The organism is Pseudomonas sp. 2VD (genome assembly GCF_005503585.1).
GTDB classification, from domain to species: domain Bacteria; phylum Pseudomonadota; class Gammaproteobacteria; order Pseudomonadales; family Pseudomonadaceae; genus Pseudomonas; species Pseudomonas aeruginosa.
This window is the reverse complement of the sequence record NZ_SCND01000003.1, coordinates 28,589-48,053: the sequence shown is the minus strand read 5'-3', so window position 1 is coordinate 48,053 and position 19,465 is coordinate 28,589. Positions and strand designations below refer to the sequence as shown.

The 19,465-nt window shown below is 65.9% G+C and carries 23 protein-coding genes; 9 read left to right on the top strand and 14 right to left on the bottom strand.

Annotation, left to right across the window (positions count from 1 at the left end):
• The 4 genes from FFS27_RS00810 to FFS27_RS00795 form a co-directional block, all read left to right on the top strand.
• Positions 1-626 (top strand): putative nucleotidyltransferase substrate binding domain-containing protein (locus FFS27_RS00810; RefSeq protein ID WP_272483161.1); only part of this gene is annotated, 626 nt, incomplete at its 5' end.
• Complete coding sequence (locus FFS27_RS00805; protein WP_003109180.1) at positions 623-1,249, top strand: 3'-5' exonuclease; 627 nt, start codon at positions 623-625, stop codon at positions 1,247-1,249. The genes FFS27_RS00810 and FFS27_RS00805, both read left to right, overlap by 4 nt.
• Positions 1,250-1,357: 108 nt before the next feature.
• Positions 1,358-1,516 carry a DUF3309 family protein gene (locus FFS27_RS00800; RefSeq protein WP_003091542.1) on the top strand — a complete coding sequence of 53 codons (159 nt, stop codon included), beginning with the start codon at positions 1,358-1,360 and terminating at the stop codon, positions 1,514-1,516.
• Between the two features lie 277 nt (positions 1,517-1,793).
• A complete protein-coding gene (locus tag FFS27_RS00795; RefSeq protein WP_003109183.1) occupies positions 1,794-2,918 on the top strand; it encodes a GNAT family N-acetyltransferase in 1,125 nt (374 codons plus the stop codon).
• Between the two features lie 32 nt (positions 2,919-2,950).
• Here FFS27_RS00795 and FFS27_RS00790 read toward each other — a convergent pair whose 3' ends face one another.
• From FFS27_RS00790 to FFS27_RS00770, 5 genes are all read right to left on the bottom strand, one after another.
• Positions 2,951-3,217: a DUF2790 domain-containing protein gene (locus FFS27_RS00790; RefSeq protein ID WP_003091540.1), complete on the bottom strand. Its 267-nt coding sequence runs from the start codon at positions 3,215-3,217 to the stop codon at positions 2,951-2,953.
• A 281-nt stretch (positions 3,218-3,498) separates the two neighbouring features.
• The gene (locus FFS27_RS00785; RefSeq protein WP_021265065.1) at positions 3,499-5,331 is read right to left on the bottom strand and encodes an ABC transporter ATP-binding protein; all 1,833 of its coding nucleotides are present in this window, start codon (positions 5,329-5,331) and stop codon (positions 3,499-3,501) included.
• A gap of 62 nt (positions 5,332-5,393) precedes the next feature.
• Positions 5,394-5,957, bottom strand: a complete 564-nt coding sequence (ppiA, locus tag FFS27_RS00780; protein WP_003109185.1) for a peptidylprolyl isomerase PpiA — start codon at positions 5,955-5,957, stop codon at positions 5,394-5,396.
• Positions 5,939-6,766 (bottom strand): alpha/beta fold hydrolase, encoded by an 828-nt coding sequence (locus tag FFS27_RS00775; protein WP_023100909.1) that lies wholly within the window; start codon positions 6,764-6,766, stop codon positions 5,939-5,941. Before FFS27_RS00775 ends, ppiA begins: the two co-directional genes overlap by 19 nt.
• Positions 6,767-6,772: 6 nt before the next feature.
• Positions 6,773-7,702 (bottom strand): LysR family transcriptional regulator, encoded by a 930-nt coding sequence (locus FFS27_RS00770; RefSeq protein WP_003091534.1) that lies wholly within the window; start codon positions 7,700-7,702, stop codon positions 6,773-6,775.
• Between the two features lie 199 nt (positions 7,703-7,901).
• Between FFS27_RS00770 and FFS27_RS00765 the strand changes: the two genes are divergently transcribed.
• Together FFS27_RS00765 and azoR3 are read left to right on the top strand one after the other, a co-directional pair.
• Positions 7,902-8,219, top strand: a complete 318-nt coding sequence (locus tag FFS27_RS00765; protein WP_003091533.1) for a hypothetical protein — start codon at positions 7,902-7,904, stop codon at positions 8,217-8,219.
• Between the two features lie 146 nt (positions 8,220-8,365).
• Positions 8,366-9,007 (top strand): FMN-dependent NADH-azoreductase AzoR3, encoded by a 642-nt coding sequence (gene azoR3 / locus FFS27_RS00760; RefSeq protein ID WP_003091530.1) that lies wholly within the window; start codon positions 8,366-8,368, stop codon positions 9,005-9,007.
• 254 nt (positions 9,008-9,261) lie between these two features.
• Here the strand turns inward: azoR3 and FFS27_RS00755 are convergent, their stop codons facing one another.
• The 5 genes from FFS27_RS00755 to FFS27_RS00735 form a co-directional block, all read right to left on the bottom strand.
• A complete protein-coding gene (locus FFS27_RS00755) occupies positions 9,262-10,005 on the bottom strand; it encodes a DsbA family protein (RefSeq protein WP_021265064.1) in 744 nt (247 codons plus the stop codon).
• Between the two features lie 84 nt (positions 10,006-10,089).
• Complete coding sequence (locus FFS27_RS00750) at positions 10,090-10,476, bottom strand: glycine cleavage system protein H (protein WP_021265063.1); 387 nt, start codon at positions 10,474-10,476, stop codon at positions 10,090-10,092.
• 111 nt (positions 10,477-10,587) lie between these two features.
• Positions 10,588-11,427, bottom strand: coding sequence for an SDR family oxidoreductase (locus FFS27_RS00745; protein WP_023100910.1), 840 nt, complete (start codon positions 11,425-11,427; stop codon positions 10,588-10,590).
• Between the two features lie 145 nt (positions 11,428-11,572).
• Positions 11,573-12,190 carry a glutathione binding-like protein gene (locus FFS27_RS00740; protein ID WP_021265061.1) on the bottom strand — a complete coding sequence of 206 codons (618 nt, stop codon included), beginning with the start codon at positions 12,188-12,190 and terminating at the stop codon, positions 11,573-11,575.
• A 75-nt stretch (positions 12,191-12,265) separates the two neighbouring features.
• Positions 12,266-12,820, bottom strand: coding sequence for an NAD(P)H-dependent oxidoreductase (locus FFS27_RS00735; protein ID WP_003091518.1), 555 nt, complete (start codon positions 12,818-12,820; stop codon positions 12,266-12,268).
• 101 nt (positions 12,821-12,921) lie between these two features.
• Here FFS27_RS00735 and FFS27_RS00730 point away from each other — a divergent pair, with 101 nt between their 5' ends.
• Positions 12,922-13,875, top strand: coding sequence for a LysR family transcriptional regulator (locus tag FFS27_RS00730; RefSeq protein ID WP_009313729.1), 954 nt, complete (start codon positions 12,922-12,924; stop codon positions 13,873-13,875).
• A 79-nt stretch (positions 13,876-13,954) separates the two neighbouring features.
• Here FFS27_RS00730 and FFS27_RS00725 read toward each other — a convergent pair whose 3' ends face one another.
• From FFS27_RS00725 to FFS27_RS00715, 3 genes are all read right to left on the bottom strand, one after another.
• Positions 13,955-14,848 carry a DMT family transporter gene (locus tag FFS27_RS00725; protein ID WP_003130462.1) on the bottom strand — a complete coding sequence of 298 codons (894 nt, stop codon included), beginning with the start codon at positions 14,846-14,848 and terminating at the stop codon, positions 13,955-13,957.
• A 9-nt stretch (positions 14,849-14,857) separates the two neighbouring features.
• Positions 14,858-15,193 carry a tRNA-binding protein gene (locus tag FFS27_RS00720; protein ID WP_003091512.1) on the bottom strand — a complete coding sequence of 112 codons (336 nt, stop codon included), beginning with the start codon at positions 15,191-15,193 and terminating at the stop codon, positions 14,858-14,860.
• Between the two features lie 64 nt (positions 15,194-15,257).
• On the bottom strand, positions 15,258-16,022 hold the full coding sequence (locus FFS27_RS00715) for a helix-turn-helix domain-containing protein (protein ID WP_003091511.1): 765 nt from the start codon (positions 16,020-16,022) through the stop codon (positions 15,258-15,260).
• 146 nt (positions 16,023-16,168) lie between these two features.
• Between FFS27_RS00715 and FFS27_RS00710 the strand changes: the two genes are divergently transcribed.
• Positions 16,169-16,981: a UDP-2,3-diacylglucosamine diphosphatase gene (locus FFS27_RS00710; RefSeq protein ID WP_003091510.1), complete on the top strand. Its 813-nt coding sequence runs from the start codon at positions 16,169-16,171 to the stop codon at positions 16,979-16,981.
• Complete coding sequence (locus tag FFS27_RS00705) at positions 16,978-18,033, top strand: glycosyltransferase family 4 protein (protein WP_023093910.1); 1,056 nt, start codon at positions 16,978-16,980, stop codon at positions 18,031-18,033. Before FFS27_RS00710 ends, FFS27_RS00705 begins: the two co-directional genes overlap by 4 nt.
• Here the strand turns inward: FFS27_RS00705 and FFS27_RS00700 are convergent.
• Complete coding sequence (locus FFS27_RS00700) at positions 18,023-19,414, bottom strand: protein CyaB (protein ID WP_003124349.1); 1,392 nt, start codon at positions 19,412-19,414, stop codon at positions 18,023-18,025. The genes FFS27_RS00705 and FFS27_RS00700 overlap by 11 nt on opposite strands.
• Between the last annotated feature and the right edge of the window lie 51 nt (positions 19,415-19,465).

The window sequence follows — 19,465 nt, the reverse complement described above, 5'->3', positions numbered from 1 at the left end:
GAGTGATGGCCAGTCGGCCGGAATGGTGCAAGCCGCTGGCGGCCTGCCAGGCGGGGCTTCGCACGACGCTGCTGGAAGGCAAGCCGGAGCAGCTGTTGCGCCTGTCGATCCTGGCCGATGCCTGGCCGGTGGCCGGTAACCTGCAACTGTTCGAGCCGTTGCGTCGGCAACTGCGCGGTTTCGCCGACGGCGGCGAGCGCTGGCTGGCGGATATCGCGGCAGCGGCCCTGCAATTCGATACGCCGCTGACCTTCCTCGGCCAACTGAAGACCCAGGACGCCCGCCTCGATCTCAAGCGCGGCGGGATCTTCCCCATCGTCCACGGCATCCGCACCCTGGCCCTGCGCGAAGGCCTGGAAACCCGCGGGACCCTGGCACGGATCGAGGCGCTGAAGCGACACAAGGTCCTCGAAGCACGCCTGGCGGACGACCTGAGCGAGTCTTTCGAGCTGTTCCTGCAACTGCGCCTGACCCGCCAGTTGGCCGGCCAACGCGACGGTCGCCAGCAGGGCCTGGACGTCAGCGGCATGAGCCGCCACGATCGCGACATGCTGCGCTACGGCCTGCATGTGGTGAAGAAGTTCAAGCAGAGCGTGGCCCGTCAATTCCACCTGGAGACCCGATGAACACCATGGTCAAGTTGCCCGACAGCCGCTGGCCGGGCTGGCGCCGCCGGCTGTATTGGTGGATGCACGAGGCGGTCGAGGCGGAGGAAGTGATCTCCCTCGATCTCGAGACCACCAGCCTCGACCCGCGTCGTGCCGACGTCCTCAGCATCGGCGCGGTGCTGGTGCGGCGCGGCAAACTGGTCATGGGCGAGCGCCTGGAACTCTACGTCGAGCCGCCGCCGAGCCTGGACGCGGAGTCGATCCGCATCCACAAGCTGCGCCGCGCCGACCTGGAGGGACAGTTGCAGCTGGAGCAGGCCCTGCGCCAGTTGCTGGCGTTCATCGGCGACCGGCCGCTGCTCGGCTACTACCTGTCGTTCGATGTCGCCGTGCTGAACCGGCACCTGCGCCAGCTCTTCGACCGACAGTTGCACAACCCTTCCATCGAGATTTCGTCGCTGTACCACCGGAAGGTCAGCCGGCATTTTCCCGACGCACACATCGACCTGCGCTTCGACACCCTGGCGCGGGCCCTGGATGTGCCGGTCAGCGGTCGCCATACCGCCCTCGGCGACGCCCAGGCGGTGGCGCTGATGTTCATGCGCCTGCTCAAGGGGCCGGCGCCCAAGGTCATCCACTGAGGCTGGAGGGCGCGGATTTATTGAATCTTCGTTGCTCGGCGGGGGTCGAGAACTACAAGGGCGGAATCTGCCGCCCTTTGCCCCATGAGCCGAACAGGAGCGACGCCCATGAGTCTCGGTACGATTCTTCTGATCATCCTGATCCTGCTGCTGATCGGCGGCCTGCCGGTCTTTCCTCATTCGCGCAACTGGGGCTACGGGCCCTCGGGGATCGTCGGCGCATTGCTGGTGGTGCTGTTGGTCCTGTTGCTGCTGGGCATGATCTAGGGCCCGATCGGGAATGCCGTCGTGGTTGTCCGCCGTCCCGACGGGTATCGGCGGATAACGCCTCCGGCGTTATGCGCCCTACGCGGAGGGTTCCCAGCTTTCGCTCCGCCGTTGCGGCGGGGTATCGGCGGATAACGCCGTTGGCGTCATGCGCTCTACGTAGGATGGTTCGAAGCCTTCGCTTGGTGAAGGGCGGTTTCATCGCGGGGTCCGCCGGGCGCTTTTTTTTCCATCGACCGGCTTCACTTGCCTTGCGTCTCGCGCCAGACTGGCGCGCATGCCGATCCAGACGCTCGCCACCCTTGCCGATATCGACGCCGCCGAGTGGGACGCCTTGTTGCCTCCCGCCCAGCCATTCCTGCGTCATGCTTTCCTGTCCGCGCTGGAAGACAGCCGCAGCGTGACGCCCGCCACCGGCTGGCGCCCGGCCCATCGCGTGCTGCGCGATCCGCAAGGGCGCCTGTGCGCGGCGCTGCCGGCCTATGTGAAGGCGCACTCGTACGGCGAGTACGTGTTCGACTGGAGCTGGGCCGACGCCTGCCAGCGGGCCGGTATCCGCTACTACCCGAAGCTGCTGGTGGGGGTGCCCTTCACCCCGGTCGCCGGTGCGCGCCTGCTGGGCGAGGACGAAGGGTTGCAGGGGCTGCTCGCGTCCCTTGGCGAGGAGGCCGAGGCGAGCGGTCTGTCGAGCATCCATGTGAATTTCACCGACGCCCGGGCGGACACCTTGCTTGCCGCGCGTGACGGTTGGCTCGAACGCCTGGGCTGCCAGTACCACTGGCACAACCGCGGCTATCGGGACTTCCAGGACTTCCTCGAGGCCCTCAGTTCGCGCAAGCGCAAGCAACTGCGCAAGGAGCGCGAACAGGTCGGCGGACAGGGCATCGAGTTCGAATGGCGGGAAGGCGGCCAGTTGTCCGAACTGGAGTGGGATTTCGTCTATCTCTGCTATGCCAACACCTACCTGGTGCGCGACCGCGATCCCTACCTGAGCCGCGAGTTCTTCGGCCTGCTGGCCGAGCGCATGCCGGAGGCGATCCGCGTGGTCTTCGCCCACCAGCGTGGCAAGCCGGTGGCGATGGCGTTCAGCCTGGTCGCTGGAGACACCCTGTACGGGCGCTACTGGGGATGCCTGGCCGAGTTCGACCGGCTGCACTTCGAGACCTGCTTCTACCAGGGCCTGGAATTCGCCATCGGCGCCGGCCTGGCGCGCTTCGACGCCGGCGCCCAGGGCGAACACAAGCTGATCCGCGGTTTCGAGCCGGTGCTGACGCGCTCCTGGCACTACCTGGCGCATCCCGGTCTGCGCGATGCCGTGGCGCAGTTCCTCGAACAGGAGCGGGCGGGAGTGCGCGCCTACGCCGAGGAGGCCCACGGCCTGTTGCCCTACCGCCAGGCCTGAAGGGGGCCGGAACGATAGGGCGTGGCGTCCGCTCAGCCGTTGCTGGTGCTGCCGCCCCATTCGAGGAAGCGGATCTTGTGCAGCTCGCCGCTATGGTCCTCGTAGACCACGGTCACCGGCACTACGCCGGTCCTGGTCGAATTGTCGGTACGGTGCAGGACATTCTTCACGTCCAGTTGCATGCCGTAGTGGTATTCCTCGACCGGCAGGCCGCGGCCCGGGTCCTTGTCCACGTCCTGGGCGAAGGCCATGGGGGCGAGGCTGGTGATGACGGCGGACACGACAGAGGCAAGTTTCATTCTGTGATTCTCCGTAGCGATGGGGCGAAACCCCCGGTACCGAGCACTGGCATCCTTGGTCGTCCGTGGCCGACGCCAGGTGGACGGGGACGATGCGGCAGGCGTCGGGATCGAGCCGGGGCACGGGTTCGATAAGAACACCGTTTCGCTGGCGGAAAAAATCGAAGCGCGTGTTAGTCGAGATCGACGGCGGTGATGATTGCCGCGCAAAGGCCCGTTGCAGAGCCTTTGACAAGGTCACCCAAGCCGGGCGGCGCGAGCCGCCGCCCGGTGCCGAGGCTTCAGTCGACGCCGACGAAGCCGCCGGTCTGGTGTTGCCAGAGGCGCGCATAGAGGCCGCCATGGGCGAGCAACTCGGCATGCGTGCCGCTTTCAGCGATGTGGCCCTTGTCCAGCACCACCAGGCGGTCCATGCGCGCAATGGTCGACAGGCGGTGGGCGATGGCGATCACCGTCTTGCCCTGCATCAGGGTCTCCAGGCTTTCCTGGATCGCCGATTCGACTTCCGAGTCCAGCGCCGAGGTCGCTTCGTCGAGGATCAGGATCGGCGCGTCCTTGAGCAGCACCCGGGCGATGGCGATGCGCTGGCGCTGGCCGCCGGAGAGCTTCACTCCGCGTTCGCCGACATGGGCGTCGAAGCCGCGGCGGCCCTCGGCGTCGCTGAGCAGCGGGATGAACTCGTCGGCGCGAGCCTTGCGCACCGCTTCCATGAGTTCCGCGTCGCTGGCGCCGGGCCGGCCGTAGAGCAGGTTGTCGCGGATCGAACGGTGCAACAGCGAGGTGTCCTGGGTGACCATGCCGATCTGCGCGCGCAGGCTTTCCTGGGTCACCCCGGCGATGTCCTGGCCATCGACCAGGATGCGTCCGCTCTCCAGGTCGTACAGGCGCAGCAGCAGGTTGACCAGGGTCGACTTGCCGGCGCCGGAAGGTCCGACCAGGCCGATCTTCTCGCCGGGCCGGACCTTCAGGTCGAGACCCTGGATCACGCCGCTGCCCTTGCCGTAGTGGAAGGCGATGTGCTCGAACTCCACCTCGCCGCGCTCTACCCGCAGCGGCCGGGCGTCCTCGCGGTCGACCACCTTGCGCGGCAGGGCGATGGTCTGCATGCCATCCTGGACCTGGCCGATGTTCTCGAAGATGCCGCCGACCACCCACATGATCCAGCCGGACATGTTGTTGATGCGGATCACCAGCCCGGTGGCCAGGGCGATGGCGCCCACCGAGATCAGCTCCTGGCTCCACAGCCACAGGGCCAGGCCGGTGGTGCCGGTGATCAGCACGCCGTTCATCACCGTGATGGTCACGTCCATGGAGGTCACTACGCGCCCGGCGCGTTGCGACTTGAGGGTCTGGTCGCCGATCGCTTCGCGGGCGTAGTCCTCTTCCTGGCGGGTGTGGGCGAACAGCTTCAGCGTGGTGATGTTGGTGTAGCCGTCGACGATCCGCCCCATCAGCTTCGAGCGCGAATCCGAGGCCTCCACCGAGCGGCGCTTGACCTGGGGAACGAAGTAGGCGAGGGCGCCGACGTAGGCGAACACCCACAGCACCAGAGGGATCATCAGGCGCCAGTCGGCCTCGGCGAACAGCACCAGGGCGCTGACGGTATAGATCAGCACGTGCCAGAGGGCGTCCACCACCTGCACCGCCGAATCGCGCAACGAGTTGCCGGTCTGCATGATGCGCTGGGCGATGCGCCCGGCGAAATCGTTCTGGAAGAAGCCGAGGCTCTGCTTGAGCACGTAGCGGTGGTTCTGCCAGCGGATCAGGTTGGTCATGCTCGGGTTGATGCTCTGGTGCACCAGCATGTCGTGCAGGGCGTTGAACAGCGGGCGCAGGACCAGCGCCACCACCGCCATCCAGATCAGTTCGTTGGCGTGCACGCGGAAGAACTCCGCGCTGGGCGTGCTCTGGGCGAGATCGACGATGCGACCGAGATAGCTGAACAGCGCCACCTCGATCAGCGCGACGATCAGGCCGACCGCCAGCAGGGCCAGGAACACCGGCCAGACCTGGCGCAGGAAGTAGACATAGAAACGCAGCACTTCGCTGGGCGGCATGCGTTCGGAAGCGCTGCGGAACGGGTCGATCAGACGTTCGAAACGACGATAAAGCATGATGGCTCTCTTCTGGAGCGGGCCCGTCCTGGGCCCGCCGGATCAAGCCCCTGCGGCTGGACTCAGAGGCGTTTGGCGGACAGGATCACCACGTCGTCGCTCGGCACGTCGGCGAAGCCGTTGCGGCGGGTGGTGGGAACCTTGGCGATCTGGTCGACCACGCCCATGCCACGCACCACCTTGCCGAACACCGCATAGCCGAAGTCGCGGGCACCATGGTTGAGGAAGTCGTTGTCGGTCAGGTTGATGAAGAACTGGCTGGTGGCCGAATCGACCACGCCGGTGCGGGCCATGGCGAGGGTGCCGCGCTCGTTGAGCAGGCCGTTGTCGGCCTCGTTCTTGATCGGTGCGCGGGTCTTCTTCTCCTGCATGCCGGCGCTGAAGCCGCCGGTCTGCACCATGAAGCCCGGGATCACGCGGTGGAACAGGGTGCCGTCGTAGTAGCCGCTGTCGACGTACTCGAGGAAGTTCTTCACGCTGATCGGCGCCTTGGTCGGATCGAGTTCTACCTCGATCTCGCCGAGGCTGGTGGCGATCAGGACGTGCGGCTTGGCGGCAGGCGTGGCGGCCAGCAGGGAACCGGCGAAGAGCAGGGTGCAGGTGGCGATCAGGAGACGTTTGAGCATGGTTGTTCCTTGGTTTTATCGATATCGGCGAGGAAGCCGAGCAGGGTGGTGTTGAAAATCTCGGGTTGGTCCATCGGCGTGGCGTGGCGGGAGTCCTCCACCACCACCAGGCGGGCGTCGGCGATCCGCTCGCAATAGGCCTGCTTCAGCGATACCGGCGTGTAGTCGCGATCCGCGCTGATCACCAGGGTCGGACAGGCGATCTCGGCCAATCGTTCCTGCACGCCCCAGCCGATGATCGCGTCGAGGCTGGCCAGGTAGGCGCGCTTGTCGTTCTCCGCCCAGCGTGCCTCGATCTTTTCTCGCAGCCCGGCCTGTTCCGCCTTGGGAAACAACAGCCGGCCGAGGGCGCGGCCGATGGTCCGCAGGCTGAGCAGGCGCGAGAGGAGCCTGCGCTTGGCCACTTCCAGGTGTTCGCGGGGCTTGCGCGGGATGACTTCCGGAGTGCTGTTGACGATGGTCAGGCTGCGCAGCAGGTCGGGGCGGTCGCAGGCCAACTGGAAGCCGATCATCCCGCCCATGCTGATGCCGACCAGGTGCACCGGGCCGCAGCCGAGCCGGTCGAGCAGCGCCGCGCAGTCCTCGGCGAAGCCGGCCATGCTGTAGCCGCCGCGCGGCTTGCCGGAGCGGCCGTGGCCACGCAGGTCCGGGACCAGCAGGCGGTAGTGGCCCAGCAGGGCCGGCAACTGGTATTCCCAGTCGCGGGCGCTCGAACCGAGACCGTGCAGCAGCAGGACCGGCGCGCGCTCGGTGGGACCGGGGTGGTCGTCGTAGACGAGGGTGCAGTCGCGGTGCTGGAAGTCAGGCATCTGCGTTCACTCGGCGGCCGGTTCGGGCGCCGCGAAGGGCGCGTTGAGCGGTACGTTGGCGAACGACTTGAGCATTTCCATGAGGATCTGGCTGGCCGGGCCGAGCGGCTTTTCCTTGTTGGTGTAGAGGTAGAAGCGGCTCTGCCGCACGCCGCCCTGGCTCAGCGGCAGCGGCTTGAGTTGGCCGCTCTGCAATTCGCGCTCGATGATGTGTCGCGGCAGCCAGGCGAAGCCCAGACCGTTGCCGACGAAGGTCGCCGCGGTAGCCAGGCTGCCCACCGTCCAGCGCTGTTCGGCGCCGAGCCAGCCGTGGTCGCGCGGCTGTAGCCGGCCGCTGTCGCGGATCACCACCTGCATCTGGGTTTCCAGGTCCTGGTGGGTCAGCTCGCGTTGCAGGCGGTGCAGCGGATGGTCGGGGTGGGCCACGGCGACGAACTCGACCACGCTGAGGTCGGCGCCGAGGTGGCCGGGAATGATCAGGCCGCTGATCGCCAGGTCGGCGGCGCCCTGGATCAGCGCTTCCTCGACGCCGGAGAGCACTTCCTCGCGCAGCAGCACGCGACAGCCGCGGCTCTGCGGCATGAAGGCGGACAGCGAGCGGACGATCCGCGCGGTGGGGTAGGCGGCGTCCACCACCAGACGCACCTCGGGCTCCCAGCCCTGTTCCATGTGGTGGGCCAGTTCCTCCAGTTGCCCGGCCTGCTTGACCAGTTGCCGCGAGCGGCGCAGCAGCACTTCGCCGGCCTCGGTCAGCACCGCCTTGCGTCCGTCGATGCGCAGCAGCGGCACGCCGAGCTGTTCCTGCATGCGCGCCACGGTATAGCTGATCGACGATTGCGAGCGGTGCAGGGCTTCCGCGGCCTGGGCGAAGCCGCCGTGGTCGACCACCGCCTGCAGGGTCCGCCATTGGTCCAGGGTTACGCGTGGCGCTTTCATTTCCGCCTCCTCGAATGCAGGGATGCCTCGCCGGCGTTTCCGCGGCCGGCAGGCGATGACGAGTGCGCCGGAGGGGCGACTTCGCTTATCGTGTCGTCGGCATCCTGTACGGGATGGCTGTCCATTCTCTTGACGTACGGGATGCCGTGGTTTTCAGGGTGTTGCCATTTTTCCATCTGTCGCTACCGGGAGTCCGGCCATGAAAAGGCTTTGCTGTTTCGCACTATCGCTGCTGCCCCTGTCCGCTTTCGCCTATCCGATCGAGGTCGACCCGCAACTCAACGGCACCGAGGTCTCCTACAGCACCCAGGACATCGGTCGCGACATGGGCGCCATCCTCCTCACCAACCTGGGTGGCCAGGCGGCGGAATGCACGGCGGTGTTCCGCAACGGCCCGGAGACCCCGAAAGTGCGCAAGGGCGTGATCCAGCCCGGGCAGAACAGCAACTTCACCGCGCAGTTCGGCCGCGACATCATCAAGTTGCGGATCAAGCTGACCTGCAAGATCGCGAAATAGAGCGTTCTCTCACCGAAAGACTAGGTGTTGCCTGTTTATAAATCAATATGGTCGATATTTAACAGCGATTTTTTCAACTTTTTAATCGATTAATCATTCTCTACCCTCACCTCCATCGTTGTATCGCAGTGGGTGGAGGTCGAGTCATGTCCCGTGTCCTGGTTATCGAGAGCAGTGCCCGCCAACGGGGCTCGGTTTCCCGCCTGCTGACGGCGGAATTCATCTCCCACTGGAAAGCCGCGCATCCCGCTGATCGCTTCCAGGTCCGCGACCTGGCGCGCGAGCCGCTGCCGCACCTCGATGAATTATTGCTGGGAGCCTGGACCACTCCCTGCGATGGCCATAGCGCTGCGGAAAGGCGCGCCCTCGAGCGTTCCAATCGCCTGACCGAGGAGTTGCGGATAGCGGACGTGCTGGTGCTGGCGGCGCCGATGTACAACTTCGCCATTCCCAGCAGCCTGAAGAGCTGGTTCGACCATGTGCTGCGCGCCGGCCTGACCTTCCGTTACGCCGAGCAGGGGCCGGAAGGCCTGCTACAGGGCAAGCGCGCCTTCGTTCTCACCGCCCGCGGCGGAATCTACGCCGGCGGCGGTCTCGACCACCAGGAACCCTATCTGCGCCAGGTGCTGGGCTTCGTCGGCATCCACGACGTCACCTTCATCCACGCGGAGGGCATGAACATGGGCCCGGAGTTCCGTGAGAAAGGCCTGGCGCGAGCCCGCGAGCGGATGCTGCAGGCGCTGGAAACGAACACTTCCCTTTGCGTCCCTCTGCCAACGCTCCGGTGATTGGACGCAGCACCCGGTCGAACCCCTTCCCCCCGCGTGTTCGACCGGGTTTTTTTATTTCGCGATGGTTCCAGGCCCCGGGTTCCGGAGCGCAGACAGTCTGGCAGGGGCTTTCGCGCTGGCGTTGTCGCATCGACACGGGTGAACGGCGCCAGGGGGCAGCGGGGCCTGCTGCAAGGAGGACGGTGGACCCTGCCCGCAGAATGCTGTTGGCGGGCCGTGCATTGCGCCACCCGCCTCGCCGGTCCGGATGTTCAGTCGGTGCGTGCGCCCAGCAGATGTTCGATCCGTTCGATCACGCTTGCCGCTGTGGTGGCGCCTGAACTGAGTTGCTTCAGATCACCAGCCAGGTCAAGCAGAAGGGTGGGGAATGCGCGTACGCCCCACTCTCCGCACTGGGCGAATTGCCGATAGACGGCTTGCCGTGCAGCGGCAGTGGCGAAATGCACGCGGAAGTCTTCGAACGATAGCGAAGCGTCTTCGCAAATGGATCTATAAAAGTCCACGTTCTTGGGGTCCTCGCCTTCGACATAGAACTTGCACTGCACGGCAGAGAAAAATGCCAGGGTCGCGGAGGCGACAGGCCGCTTCTGGTCGAGCATTTGCTCGGCGACCACAACGGCTCGGCAGGCAGGCTCCGTGTCATAGTCGAAATGCTTTGCCGACAGCAGGGAAAAACCGAATGGTTGACCGGTGACCTTGGCGATATGGGTCCATTCCCGGCGTAGAAACTCCCGGAACTCCGGTCCCCATGCGTCGCCCCCGCCCGCGCGCAGGCCGCCCATGGTGAGGGTGAAGCCGATACCCTTCTGTTCGCAGTACCGTGCGAGTTCTTCGAGCGTGGAGGAAATACCCCAGCACCAGGAGCACATGGGGTCGCCGATGTACCTGAGCGTGACTTCGCCGCCAGGGGCCTGCTTCGCCCCCTGGGGGAGGATGGGAGCAGCGTCGGGAATCCGGCAACTGCCGGTGGCCGGATCGCAGTTCATGAGTGTCATGGTTGGAGTCCACAGGTTGAGGCTGTATGGAGGTCTGCCGCGGCTATCGCGACGCCAGCGCAGTGCCGGCCAGCCAATAGGTCGTCACGGGGCCCAGAACAGTTCGGCATAAGCCCTCTCGTCGAGCAGCGCATCCAGTTGCCCCGGGTTGCTGAGTTTGACCCTGAAGAACCAGCCGGCGCCCAACGGGTCGGTGTTGGCAAGCGTCGGGGTGTCGCGCAAGGCCGCGTTGACGGCGATGATTTCGCCGGAGACGGGGGTGTACAGGTTCGTCACCGCTTTGTCCGACTCGATCTCGGCCGCGGCGGCTCCCTGCGCCAACGTCTCGCCGACGTTGGGCAGGATCACCGAAATCAGGTTGCCCAGGCCGTCCAGTGCCCGTGGGGTGACGCCGACGACAACGCTGTCGATAGCGTGGCCATCGAGGGTGTCGGCGAGGCGAACCCAGTAATGGTCTTTGGAAAATTGCATGGACACGGTCGTCTCCCGTTCAACCTGGAAAAACAGAGGTTATGCTGGCGCCCCCAGGCGTTTCTGGTCGGCGCCTGCGACTTTCGACGCCCAAGGCGTCGCAGCCTGGCCCTAGGCCGTCAGGGCGGCGACCTTGTCTTGTGCGTATTCCCGCAGTGTCCGCGGTCTCTTGCCGGTGAGCTTCATGACATCGTCGGTCACCAGGCTCATCCAGCCTTGGCGCACCGGGTGGAAGATCGAGGCCATGTGCGCCGCATTGGCGGCGGGCACACCGTTGTTCTCCAGCATGTCGATGAACGCCTTGTCCGATGTCGCGGCGTATCGCACGGGCTTGCCGGTCACTTCGGACAGAATCGCCGCGGCATCGGCATAACTGAGCGCTTCGGGACCGGTGAGGTTGAATGCTTTGCCGTCGAAAGCGGTTGAGGTGAGCGCGGCGATGGCGCTGGCCGCAATATCGCGCACATCGATGAAACTGGTCCTGCTATCGCCGGCTGGCAAGGCGATCTGACCCTGGTCGAGGCCGGCTTTCCAGAATTGATGGAAATTGTCGGAGAACCAGTTCGGCCGCAAGATCACATGGGGCGTGCCGGATTTCTCCAGCAGGATTTCCATTTGGCGCATGGGGTTGGCGTCATTCGCATCCACGCCAAAGGCGCTCTGGAAGACTATTTTCACCTTGCGGCTTGCGGCGGCTTCGACGAACGGCAGGAGCAGATCGCGTACGTTTAGGTAGCCGGCGGGCAGGAGCATGTAAGTGCGATCCACACCCTCCAGGGCGGCGGCGATGGTTTCCGGTTTGCCGAAATCGAAGGGCGTACTCTCGACTCCATCCATTTTCCGATTTGCGCGGGAAGCGGCCTTGACGGCCTCTCCCTTGGCCAGCAGGCCTTCGACTAACGGCTTGCCGACTGTTCCCGTCGCACCTAGAACAAGAATTTTCTTCGACATATCGATCTTCAGGATGTCCGCCTCGAGCAGCGGGACGCGTTCAGGAAAGTCCAGGGGGGCTGACGTCGGCTGCGAAACCCAGCCACGGGTCTCGTCTGCGCTAGCGCTGGCGTCAGTCCGCGTAGAACCGGTACCTAGCGAGGGCTCAGCACTGGTCGGGGTGTTCCTCCAGTCCTTCGGCCTGTAGCGCGGCCCTGACTGCCGGACGGGCTGCAGTCCTGGCCATGAAATCCATCAAGGCTGGGAATGGGGCCAGCGAAATGCCGAATTGGGGGCACCAGCGCGTAAGGGCGAAGAGATGTGCGTCCGCGACGGAGAACTCGTCACCCAGGATGTATGGGCGGCCGTCCGCGAGGAGGTTGTTCAGGTAGGCCACTTTGGCTATCACTGGGCGCTGCGCGGCCGTGGGGTCGTCCGAAGGGGAGAGGTAGAACAGCGGGGTGAAGGACTTGTGGTAATCCGAAGAGAGGTAATTCAGTATCTCGTGCAAACGGCTGCGTTCCAGCGTTCCGTTGGCTGGCACCAACGTTGGGGCGTAGCGATCCGCGAGGTATTGGCTGATGGCGGCGCCTTCGGTCAGCAAGCCGCCTTCGAACTCGAGGGCGGGCGCCGTGCCCTTCGGGTTGATCTGGAAGTAATCGCCGCCCGAGGCGGTCTTGTGCTGCCACAGGTCGACCTTGGCCAGTTCGTGAGGCACGTTGGCCTCGCGAAGCACGATGTGGATGGCCAGCGAGCAAGAGCCGGGGGAGTAGTACAGTTTCATGATCGATATCCTTCGAGGTAGTTGCAGGTTCAAGCGACGCGCGCAGGGTGCGCCGGTGATTCATCGGCGCCTGGCTCAGGCGTGCAGCTGTTGTCCGATCCTGGCGACGCGAGCGGCGTAGAGCTTCACGGTCTCGAGATCGCCGCTGGGAATGGCCTGGGCATCCGCGTCGGACGGCGACTGCACCAGCGCGCCGACCGAGGCGCCGAGGTTGTTGATATCCGCGCGGCTCGAGGCCGAGGTGTTGGCGGGAGCCAGGCCCAGGCTGACCCAGATGCCGCCGTGCTGGGACGCCAGCGTGTGCATGAGGATCAGGGAAACCTGCTTGTCGCCGTTCAGGCTTGCGCTGTTGGTGAAGCCGCCGAAGACCTTGTCCTGCCACTGCCGAACAAACCACTTCTTGGAAGTGGCGTCCGCGAACTTCTTGAATTGCCAAGGCACCGAGCCCATGTACGTGGGCGCGCCGAAGAGGATGGATTGCGCCTGGTCGAGCAGGTCCCAGGCTGCCTCGGGAATGTTGCCCTCGCTATCGATCTCGATCAGCGAAGCCTGTGCGCCTTCCGCCGCCGCTTGTGCTACGCGCTTGGTATGGCCATATCCGGAGAAATAAACAACGACTGCTTTTGACATGATGGTTCCCTGGTGGGTGGACGGAAGGAACCATAATTGGGATTGAGAATAAGAAAAATATTATCCAAAGTTACTCTTGGTTCAATAATCGCGAACAATCTATGGACAAACTCACCGCCATGGCCACCTTCGTGAAGGTGGTGGACGCCGGCAGCTTCACACGCGCGGCCGATGCCCTGGGCCTGCCGAAAGCTCGCGTTTCGCAGCGCGTCAGCGATCTTGAAAAGCATCTAGGCGTGCGCTTGCTCAATCGTACGACCCGTGCCCTGAGCCTTACGCACGATGGCAGCGCGTACTTCGACAAATGCCAGGTCCTGCTGCAGCAGATAGACGAACTGGAGGCCACGCTCAGGGGCGGGACGGCGACGCCCATCGGCCGGCTCAGAGTGGACTCCCTGATCACCATCGCCCGATGGGTGATCGCTCCAAGGCTGCACGACTTCCAGGCGCGCTACCCGAGGATCCAGCTGCGGCTGAGTAGTTCGGACCGGATCAGCAATCTGCTGGAGGACGGCATCGATTGCACGATCCGGGGAGGTGCGCTCAAGGACTCCAGCATGATCGCCAGGCATCTTTGCGACATCCAGATGGGCTTGTATGCCTCGCCCGAGTACCTGGCCTCCATAGGCGGCGTAGACAGTCCGGACGATCTATCGCAGTTCAGGCGGTTGAGCTGGTTCAGCGGCAGGGAGCGCAACCCGTTCATGTGGGAGCTGGAGTCCGGCCCGGAGCGTTTCGTGGTGCAGTCCGGCGATGGAATGCAGTTCGACGAACCCGACGTGGCTATTTCGGCCTGCGTGGCGGGCAGCGGCATCTGCCCTGGCGCCCCATTCGCGGTGGCTGGATTCGTACGCGCAGGGAAACTTGTTCCGGTACTGCCGCAATGGCACTTTTCTGCGGCGCCGGTGCATGTCATCTACCCGGGCTCCAGGCACCTGTCGGTTCGTGTGCGCTGCTTTGTGAACTGGGTCATGGAACTGTTCGCGGAGAACCCCGAGATACAGCTCACGCCCATCGCGCTGGCGCTCGAGTCCGGCCTCGCGCAACGAACCTGAGGCCCGCCGCCGCCATTCCGGGGCAGCTCGTACCTTCCGCTATCCGGTGTGCGTGACCCGGATGCAAGGCTCGGCGGGTTCAGCCCCGGTTAGCGGACAAGCCGTTGTCCGGGACCGGCCGGTTCCTGGCGCCGAGTCGCGCCGACAGCACGATGGCGAGGACGATCAGGGCGCCGCCGAGGAACATCCGCGGCCCCGGTGTCTCATGGAACAACAGCCAGGCGAAGGCGATCCCGTAGACCGGCTCCAGGGCGAATACCAGCGCCGCGGTGCGGGCCTTGACCACCGCCAGGCTGGCCACGAACAGGCTGTGCGCCAGGCCGGTGCAGAACACGCCCAGCAGGGCCAGCCAGAGCCAGTCGAGAGCGGGTAGCGCCGGTAGTTCGCCGACCGCGAACGGCAGCAGGCACAGGGCGACTACCAGGTTCTGCCAGAGCGCCGCCTGCACCGGGCCGACCTGCCCGCTGTTGCTGCGGTTGGCCAGCGACAGCAGGGCGAACAGCAGGCCGGAAAGGATCGCCCAGAGCAGGCCGAGGGTGGCGCCGCTGGCGAGGTCGAAGTTCGGCGTGACCAGCACCAGGCCAAGGCTGACCAGGACTACCAGCAGTCCTTCCGCGAGATGAATGCGCTCGCGGAAGAGCAGCCCTTCGAGGATTACCGTGAAGGCCGGGAAGCTGGCGAAGCCGAGGGTGGCGATGGCCACGCCGGCGGTCTTCACGGCGATGAAGAAACTCACCCAGTGCCCGGCCAGGAGCAGGCCGCAGAGCGCCAGGCGCAGCCATTGCGCGGATCCCAGGGCGCGCCAGGCCTGGCCCGCGAGGCGGGCGAAGAGGCCGAGGGCGAGCACCGCGAACAGCGCGCGACCGAACACGATCACCCCGGGGGAGGCGCTGGCCAGCTTGCCGAACACCCCGGTCAGGCCGAAGAGGAGGGCGCCGCCGTGCAGGGCGGCGAGGGCGGAACGTCGATTCATGGGGATCCTTCAGGCCAGGCGCGCACCGTTGGGCAGGGGCTTGTCGAAGCCGGCCAGGACCACCTTGTCCTCGCTATCGTAGACCCCGGTGACCAGGACCTCCGAGCGCACCCCGGCGATCTGCTTCGGAGCGAAGTTGCAGACGCAGAGGACCTGACGGCCGACCAGTTCCTCGGCCTGGTAGTGCGCGGTCAGTTGCGCACTGGAGGTGCGCAGGCCGAGCGGGCCGAGGTCGACCTCGAGGATGTAGGCGGGTTTGCGTGCCTTGGGGTTGGGCGCGGCGCCGAGGATGGTGCCGACGCGCAGTTCGACGCGTTCGAAATCCTGCCATTCGATGATGTCCATGCTGACTCCTGGTCTGTCGATGGGCAGAGAGTAAGGAGTCGCGACGGATTTGTCTGTCGTGCGGCTAGCCGGTTTTGTCGCGGGACTCGCGACGCAATTGCCGCGGGGTGACGCCGAACTCGCGGACCAGCGCCGCGGTGAAGGCGCTCTGCGAGGCGTAGCCGACCCGGGCGGCGATCTCGCCCACCGCCAGGCTGCTCTCCAGCAGCAGTTCGTGGGCCTGGTGCAGGCGCCGGCTGCGCGCGTAGTCCATGGGCGTCTGCCCGGTCTCGGCGAGGAACAGGCTGTGGAAGCGCGCCACCGAAAGACCGGCCAGCCGTGCCAGGTCGGCGACCTGCAACGGATGGGCGGCATGGCGGTCGAGGTAGGCGTCCAGGCTGGCCAGCGGCAGGCGGGGCTGCTGGCGCGGCGGCTGGCGCTCGCTGGCCAGGCTGGCGAGGAGCAGGCCGGCGCCCTGGTGGGCGATCACCGGGTCGTTGATCGGGCCGCTGGCCAGCCAGTTCACCAGTTGGCCCTGGGCGGGCGTCAGCGACAGCGCCTGCGGTCGCTCGAACAGCCGCCGACCGGCTTCGGCGTGTTCGCCCAGGCCCAGCAGCAGGCTGCCGTCGCAGGGCAGGTCGAGGACCAGGCATCGGCTGCCGGCGGGACTCGAGCAGGCATGCCGGGCTTGCGCCGGCACCACCGCGAAGGTCTGCCGCAACACGCGGCTGCCGCGCCCCTCGACCTCGAACTCGAGGCAGCCGCTGAGGCCCAGGACCAATTGGGCATGGTCATGGCTGTGGACGATCTGGTCGTGGCTGTAGTGGCGCAGGGAAAGGATCGAACCCATGGCGAAGCTCCCGGAGGCAGGCGCCCAGTCTACCCGCTGGCGCCGGCGACAGACAGTCGCGCCCTGTCACGCAACGGTCGCCGGCCTGTCACAGTCGTTTCACCGGCGCCGTCCAAGATCGGAAAAACACCGTCGGAGACCCGCCGATGAGCACCGCGCAACGCTTCACCTCGAACCGCAAGCAGCGGGTTCGGACCCTGTGGATCTCGGATGTCCACCTGGGGACGCGGGATTGCCAGGCCGAACACCTGGCGGCGTTCCTCAAGCGCTACCACGCCGATCGCATCTACCTGGTGGGCGACATCATCGACGGCTGGAAGCTGCGCGGCGGCATCTACTGGCCGCAGGCGCACACCAACGTGATCCGCCGCCTGCTCACCCTGAGCAAGCGCGGCACCGAGGTGATCTACGTCACCGGCAACCATGACGAATTCCTGCGCCGCTATTCGAGCCTGATCCTCGGCAACATCCGCCTGGTCGACGAGGCGGTGCACAGTACCGCCGACGGCCGCAAGCTGCTGGTGATACACGGCGACCAGTTCGACGTGATCACCCGCTACCACCGCTGGCTGGCGTTCCTCGGCGACTCCGCCTACGAGTTCACCCTGCTCCTCAACCGTTGGCTGAACCACTGGCGGCGGCGCTGGGGCTACGGCTACTGGTCGCTGTCGGCGTACCTCAAGCACAAGGTCAAGACCGCGGTGAACTTCATCAGCGACTTCGAGGAAGCCATCGCCCACGAGTGTCACAAGCGCGGGCTCGACGGGGTGGTCTGCGGGCACATCCACCATGCCGAGATCCGCCGCATCGAGGGCGTCGACTACCTCAACTGCGGCGACTGGGTAGAATCCTGCACGGCGCTGATCGAACATTGGGACGGCAGCATCCAGCTCTACCGCCTGGCCGAGGAGCAGGCGCGGCTGGCGGCGCAGGCCGCGGCGGTCGAGCCGGCGGCATGAGGCTATTGATCGTCAGCGACGCCTGGTTACCGCAAGTCAACGGAGTCGTCACCAGCCTGCTGGCCCTGCAGCGCGAGCTGGAACTGCTGGGCCACCAGGTACGGGTGCTGTCGCCCGCCGACTTCCGCTGCCTGCCCTGTCCCAGCTATCCGGAAATCCCCCTGGCCTGGAATCTCTGGCGCCTCGGCGGGCTGATCGAGGCCTTCGCCCCGGATGCCGTGCACCTGGCCACCGAGGGGCCGCTCGGCTGGGCCGCGCGGCGCTGGCTGGGCAAGCGCGGCCTGGACTTCACCTCGGCGATCCATACGCGTTTTCCCGAATACCTGCGTGACCGCTGTCCGTGGCTGCCGCTGTCCTGGGGCTATGCCTTCCTGCGCGCCTTCCATCGGCCGAGCCGGGCGGTGCTGGTGAGCACCCCGCGCCTGCGCGACGAGTTCTGCGCCTGGCGCTTCCAGCACCTGCGGCTGTGGCGCAAGGGCGTCGATACCGAACTGTTCCATCCCGCCGAGACACCCGCGGCGGAAGAGCGGCCGCCGGTGTTCCTGTATGTCGGGCGGCTGGCGACGGAAAAGAACCTGGAGGCGTTCCTCGATCTCGAACTGCCGGGCGAAAAATGGCTGGTGGGCGACGGCCCGCAGCGGGCGGCGCTGGAGCAGCGCTATCCACAGGCGCGTTTTCTCGGCTACCGCCATGGCCGCGCACTGGCCGACGCCTACCGGGCGGCCTCGGTGCTGGTGTTTCCCTCGCTGACCGATACCTATGGCCTGGTGATGCTCGAAGCACTGGCCTGCGGCGTGCCGGTGGCGGCCTTCGCCGTGCCGGGGCCGCTGGATGTATTGCAGCAGGGCGTGACCGGGGTCATGCACGAGGATCTTGGCGAAGCCTGCCGCCAGGCGCTGGCGCTGGATCGCCAGGCCTGCGGGCGCTGGGCGCGGGAGCAGTCCTGGCGGGTTTCGGCGGAGGAGTTCCTGGCGCTGCAGGCGAGCGGTCCGCGGACTGCGCCGGAATGGCGCGACGAACTGCCGGCGGCGCTCGACGAACTCAGAGGATGACCTTGTCGCGTAGGCGCTCGGCGGCCTGTTGCAGGGCCTGGATGACCCGTTCCTTGTCGTAGTTCTGGATGTTGTTGGTGTCCAGGTACATGGAGAAGCCGGGCAATTCGTGCTCGACGTAGCTGGGCGCGGCGCCGAGGTCGCGGCGCGAGTCCACCACCTGGTAGATCTGCACCGGGCGGCTGAAGCCCTTGACCGCGATCTGGCCCTTGTCGCGGCACATGATCACGTCCTTGATCAGCGAGTAGGTCTCGTGGGAAATGAGGATTTCGCCGGCTTCCGAGGCGCTTTCCAGGCGGCTGGCGAGGTTCACCTCGCGGCCGATGATGGTGTAGTCCATGCGCGTGTCGGCGCCGAAGTTACCCACCGTGCAATAGCCGGTGTTGATGCCCATGCGGATTTCCAGCGGCTTGGTGATGCCCTGGGCCCGCCACTGCTGGCGCAGCACCTTCATGTGCTTGCGCATGGCGATGCCCATCGATACCGCAGCCACCGCGTCCTTCTTCGCGCCCTGAGTGCTGGGGTCGCCGAAGAACACCATGACGCAGTCGCCGACGAACTTGTCGATGGTACCGCCGTACTTGAGGGCGATCTTCGACATTTCGTTGAGGTAGTTGTTGAGCAGGTCGGTCAGGGCCTCGGCTTCCAGTTCCTCGGATAGCTCGGTGAAGCCGCGGATGTCGGAGAAGAACACGGTGAGCTTCTTGCGCTGGGTTTCCAGGCGCACGCTCTTCTTGCCGCTGAAGATCATTTCCCAGACCTGCGGCGACAGGTACTTGGCCAGGTTGCGCGCGAGCCGCGCGGCCTTTTCCTGCTCGCGGGCGATCTCCTGGCGCACCTGGGCCAGGCGCAGGCCCTGCTGGTGGCCGAAGAAGGCGGTGATGCAGATGTACAGTCCGCAGAACAGGATGCTGACCGCGGCCACCTCGACCGGGGTATTGCCCAGCAGCGGCGGGGCGACGAGCACGGCGACCAGCAGGGCGCTGCTGGCCGATACCAGCAAGGCCATGCCGAGCAGGCGCAGGCCGCCGATGACCAGCGCGGTGAAGCTCAGCACCAGCAGGAACATCAGGCTGGGCACCACGGAGAAGCCGAGCAGCGCCATGCCCAGGCCACAGTGCACGGCGTCGACCGCGAGCAGGGCGCGGGTCACCTTGCGCGGGTCGTGCTGGCGGAAGCGCTGGCCGAGGTGGTACGCCAGGTGCGGGTAGAGCAGCGCATAGGGCACCATCCAGAGGATGCCGTAGCTGAAATACTGGGTGTAGGTTCCCGCCGCGATGCTGGCGCCACAGGCGATATAGGCCAGCACGCGCGAATAGTATTCACGCATGGACGCGACGGACCGGCTCGTCGGCGAGCGGTCGGGGAGGGTAGGCTTCATGCGCTGGAGAGGATCCCTGTGTATTTTCGTCCCGGCTCGGCCTCGTGAGCT

Coding starts and splice junctions, on each gene's coding strand:
- FFS27_RS00805 (WP_003109180.1), top strand. CDS start 623: ATGAACACCATGGTCAAGTTGCCCGACAGCCGCTGGCCGGGCTGGCGC.
- FFS27_RS00800 (WP_003091542.1), top strand. CDS start 1,358: ATGAGTCTCGGTACGATTCTTCTGATCATCCTGATCCTGCTGCTGATC.
- FFS27_RS00795 (WP_003109183.1), top strand. CDS start 1,794: ATGCCGATCCAGACGCTCGCCACCCTTGCCGATATCGACGCCGCCGAG.
- FFS27_RS00790 (WP_003091540.1), bottom strand. CDS start 3,217: ATGAAACTTGCCTCTGTCGTGTCCGCCGTCATCACCAGCCTCGCCCCC.
- FFS27_RS00785 (WP_021265065.1), bottom strand. CDS start 5,331: ATGCTTTATCGTCGTTTCGAACGTCTGATCGACCCGTTCCGCAGCGCT.
- ppiA (WP_003109185.1), bottom strand. CDS start 5,957: ATGCTCAAACGTCTCCTGATCGCCACCTGCACCCTGCTCTTCGCCGGT.
- FFS27_RS00775 (WP_023100909.1), bottom strand. CDS start 6,766: ATGCCTGACTTCCAGCACCGCGACTGCACCCTCGTCTACGACGACCAC.
- FFS27_RS00770 (WP_003091534.1), bottom strand. CDS start 7,702: ATGAAAGCGCCACGCGTAACCCTGGACCAATGGCGGACCCTGCAGGCG.
- FFS27_RS00765 (WP_003091533.1), top strand. CDS start 7,902: ATGAAAAGGCTTTGCTGTTTCGCACTATCGCTGCTGCCCCTGTCCGCT.
- azoR3 (WP_003091530.1), top strand. CDS start 8,366: ATGTCCCGTGTCCTGGTTATCGAGAGCAGTGCCCGCCAACGGGGCTCG.
- FFS27_RS00755 (WP_021265064.1), bottom strand. CDS start 10,005: ATGACACTCATGAACTGCGATCCGGCCACCGGCAGTTGCCGGATTCCC.
- FFS27_RS00750 (WP_021265063.1), bottom strand. CDS start 10,476: ATGCAATTTTCCAAAGACCATTACTGGGTTCGCCTCGCCGACACCCTC.
- FFS27_RS00745 (WP_023100910.1), bottom strand. CDS start 11,427: ATGTCGAAGAAAATTCTTGTTCTAGGTGCGACGGGAACAGTCGGCAAG.
- FFS27_RS00740 (WP_021265061.1), bottom strand. CDS start 12,190: ATGAAACTGTACTACTCCCCCGGCTCTTGCTCGCTGGCCATCCACATC.
- FFS27_RS00735 (WP_003091518.1), bottom strand. CDS start 12,820: ATGTCAAAAGCAGTCGTTGTTTATTTCTCCGGATATGGCCATACCAAG.
- FFS27_RS00730 (WP_009313729.1), top strand. CDS start 12,922: ATGGACAAACTCACCGCCATGGCCACCTTCGTGAAGGTGGTGGACGCC.
- FFS27_RS00725 (WP_003130462.1), bottom strand. CDS start 14,848: ATGAATCGACGTTCCGCCCTCGCCGCCCTGCACGGCGGCGCCCTCCTC.
- FFS27_RS00720 (WP_003091512.1), bottom strand. CDS start 15,193: ATGGACATCATCGAATGGCAGGATTTCGAACGCGTCGAACTGCGCGTC.
- FFS27_RS00715 (WP_003091511.1), bottom strand. CDS start 16,022: ATGGGTTCGATCCTTTCCCTGCGCCACTACAGCCACGACCAGATCGTC.
- FFS27_RS00710 (WP_003091510.1), top strand. CDS start 16,169: ATGAGCACCGCGCAACGCTTCACCTCGAACCGCAAGCAGCGGGTTCGG.
- FFS27_RS00705 (WP_023093910.1), top strand. CDS start 16,978: ATGAGGCTATTGATCGTCAGCGACGCCTGGTTACCGCAAGTCAACGGA.
- FFS27_RS00700 (WP_003124349.1), bottom strand. CDS start 19,414: ATGAAGCCTACCCTCCCCGACCGCTCGCCGACGAGCCGGTCCGTCGCG.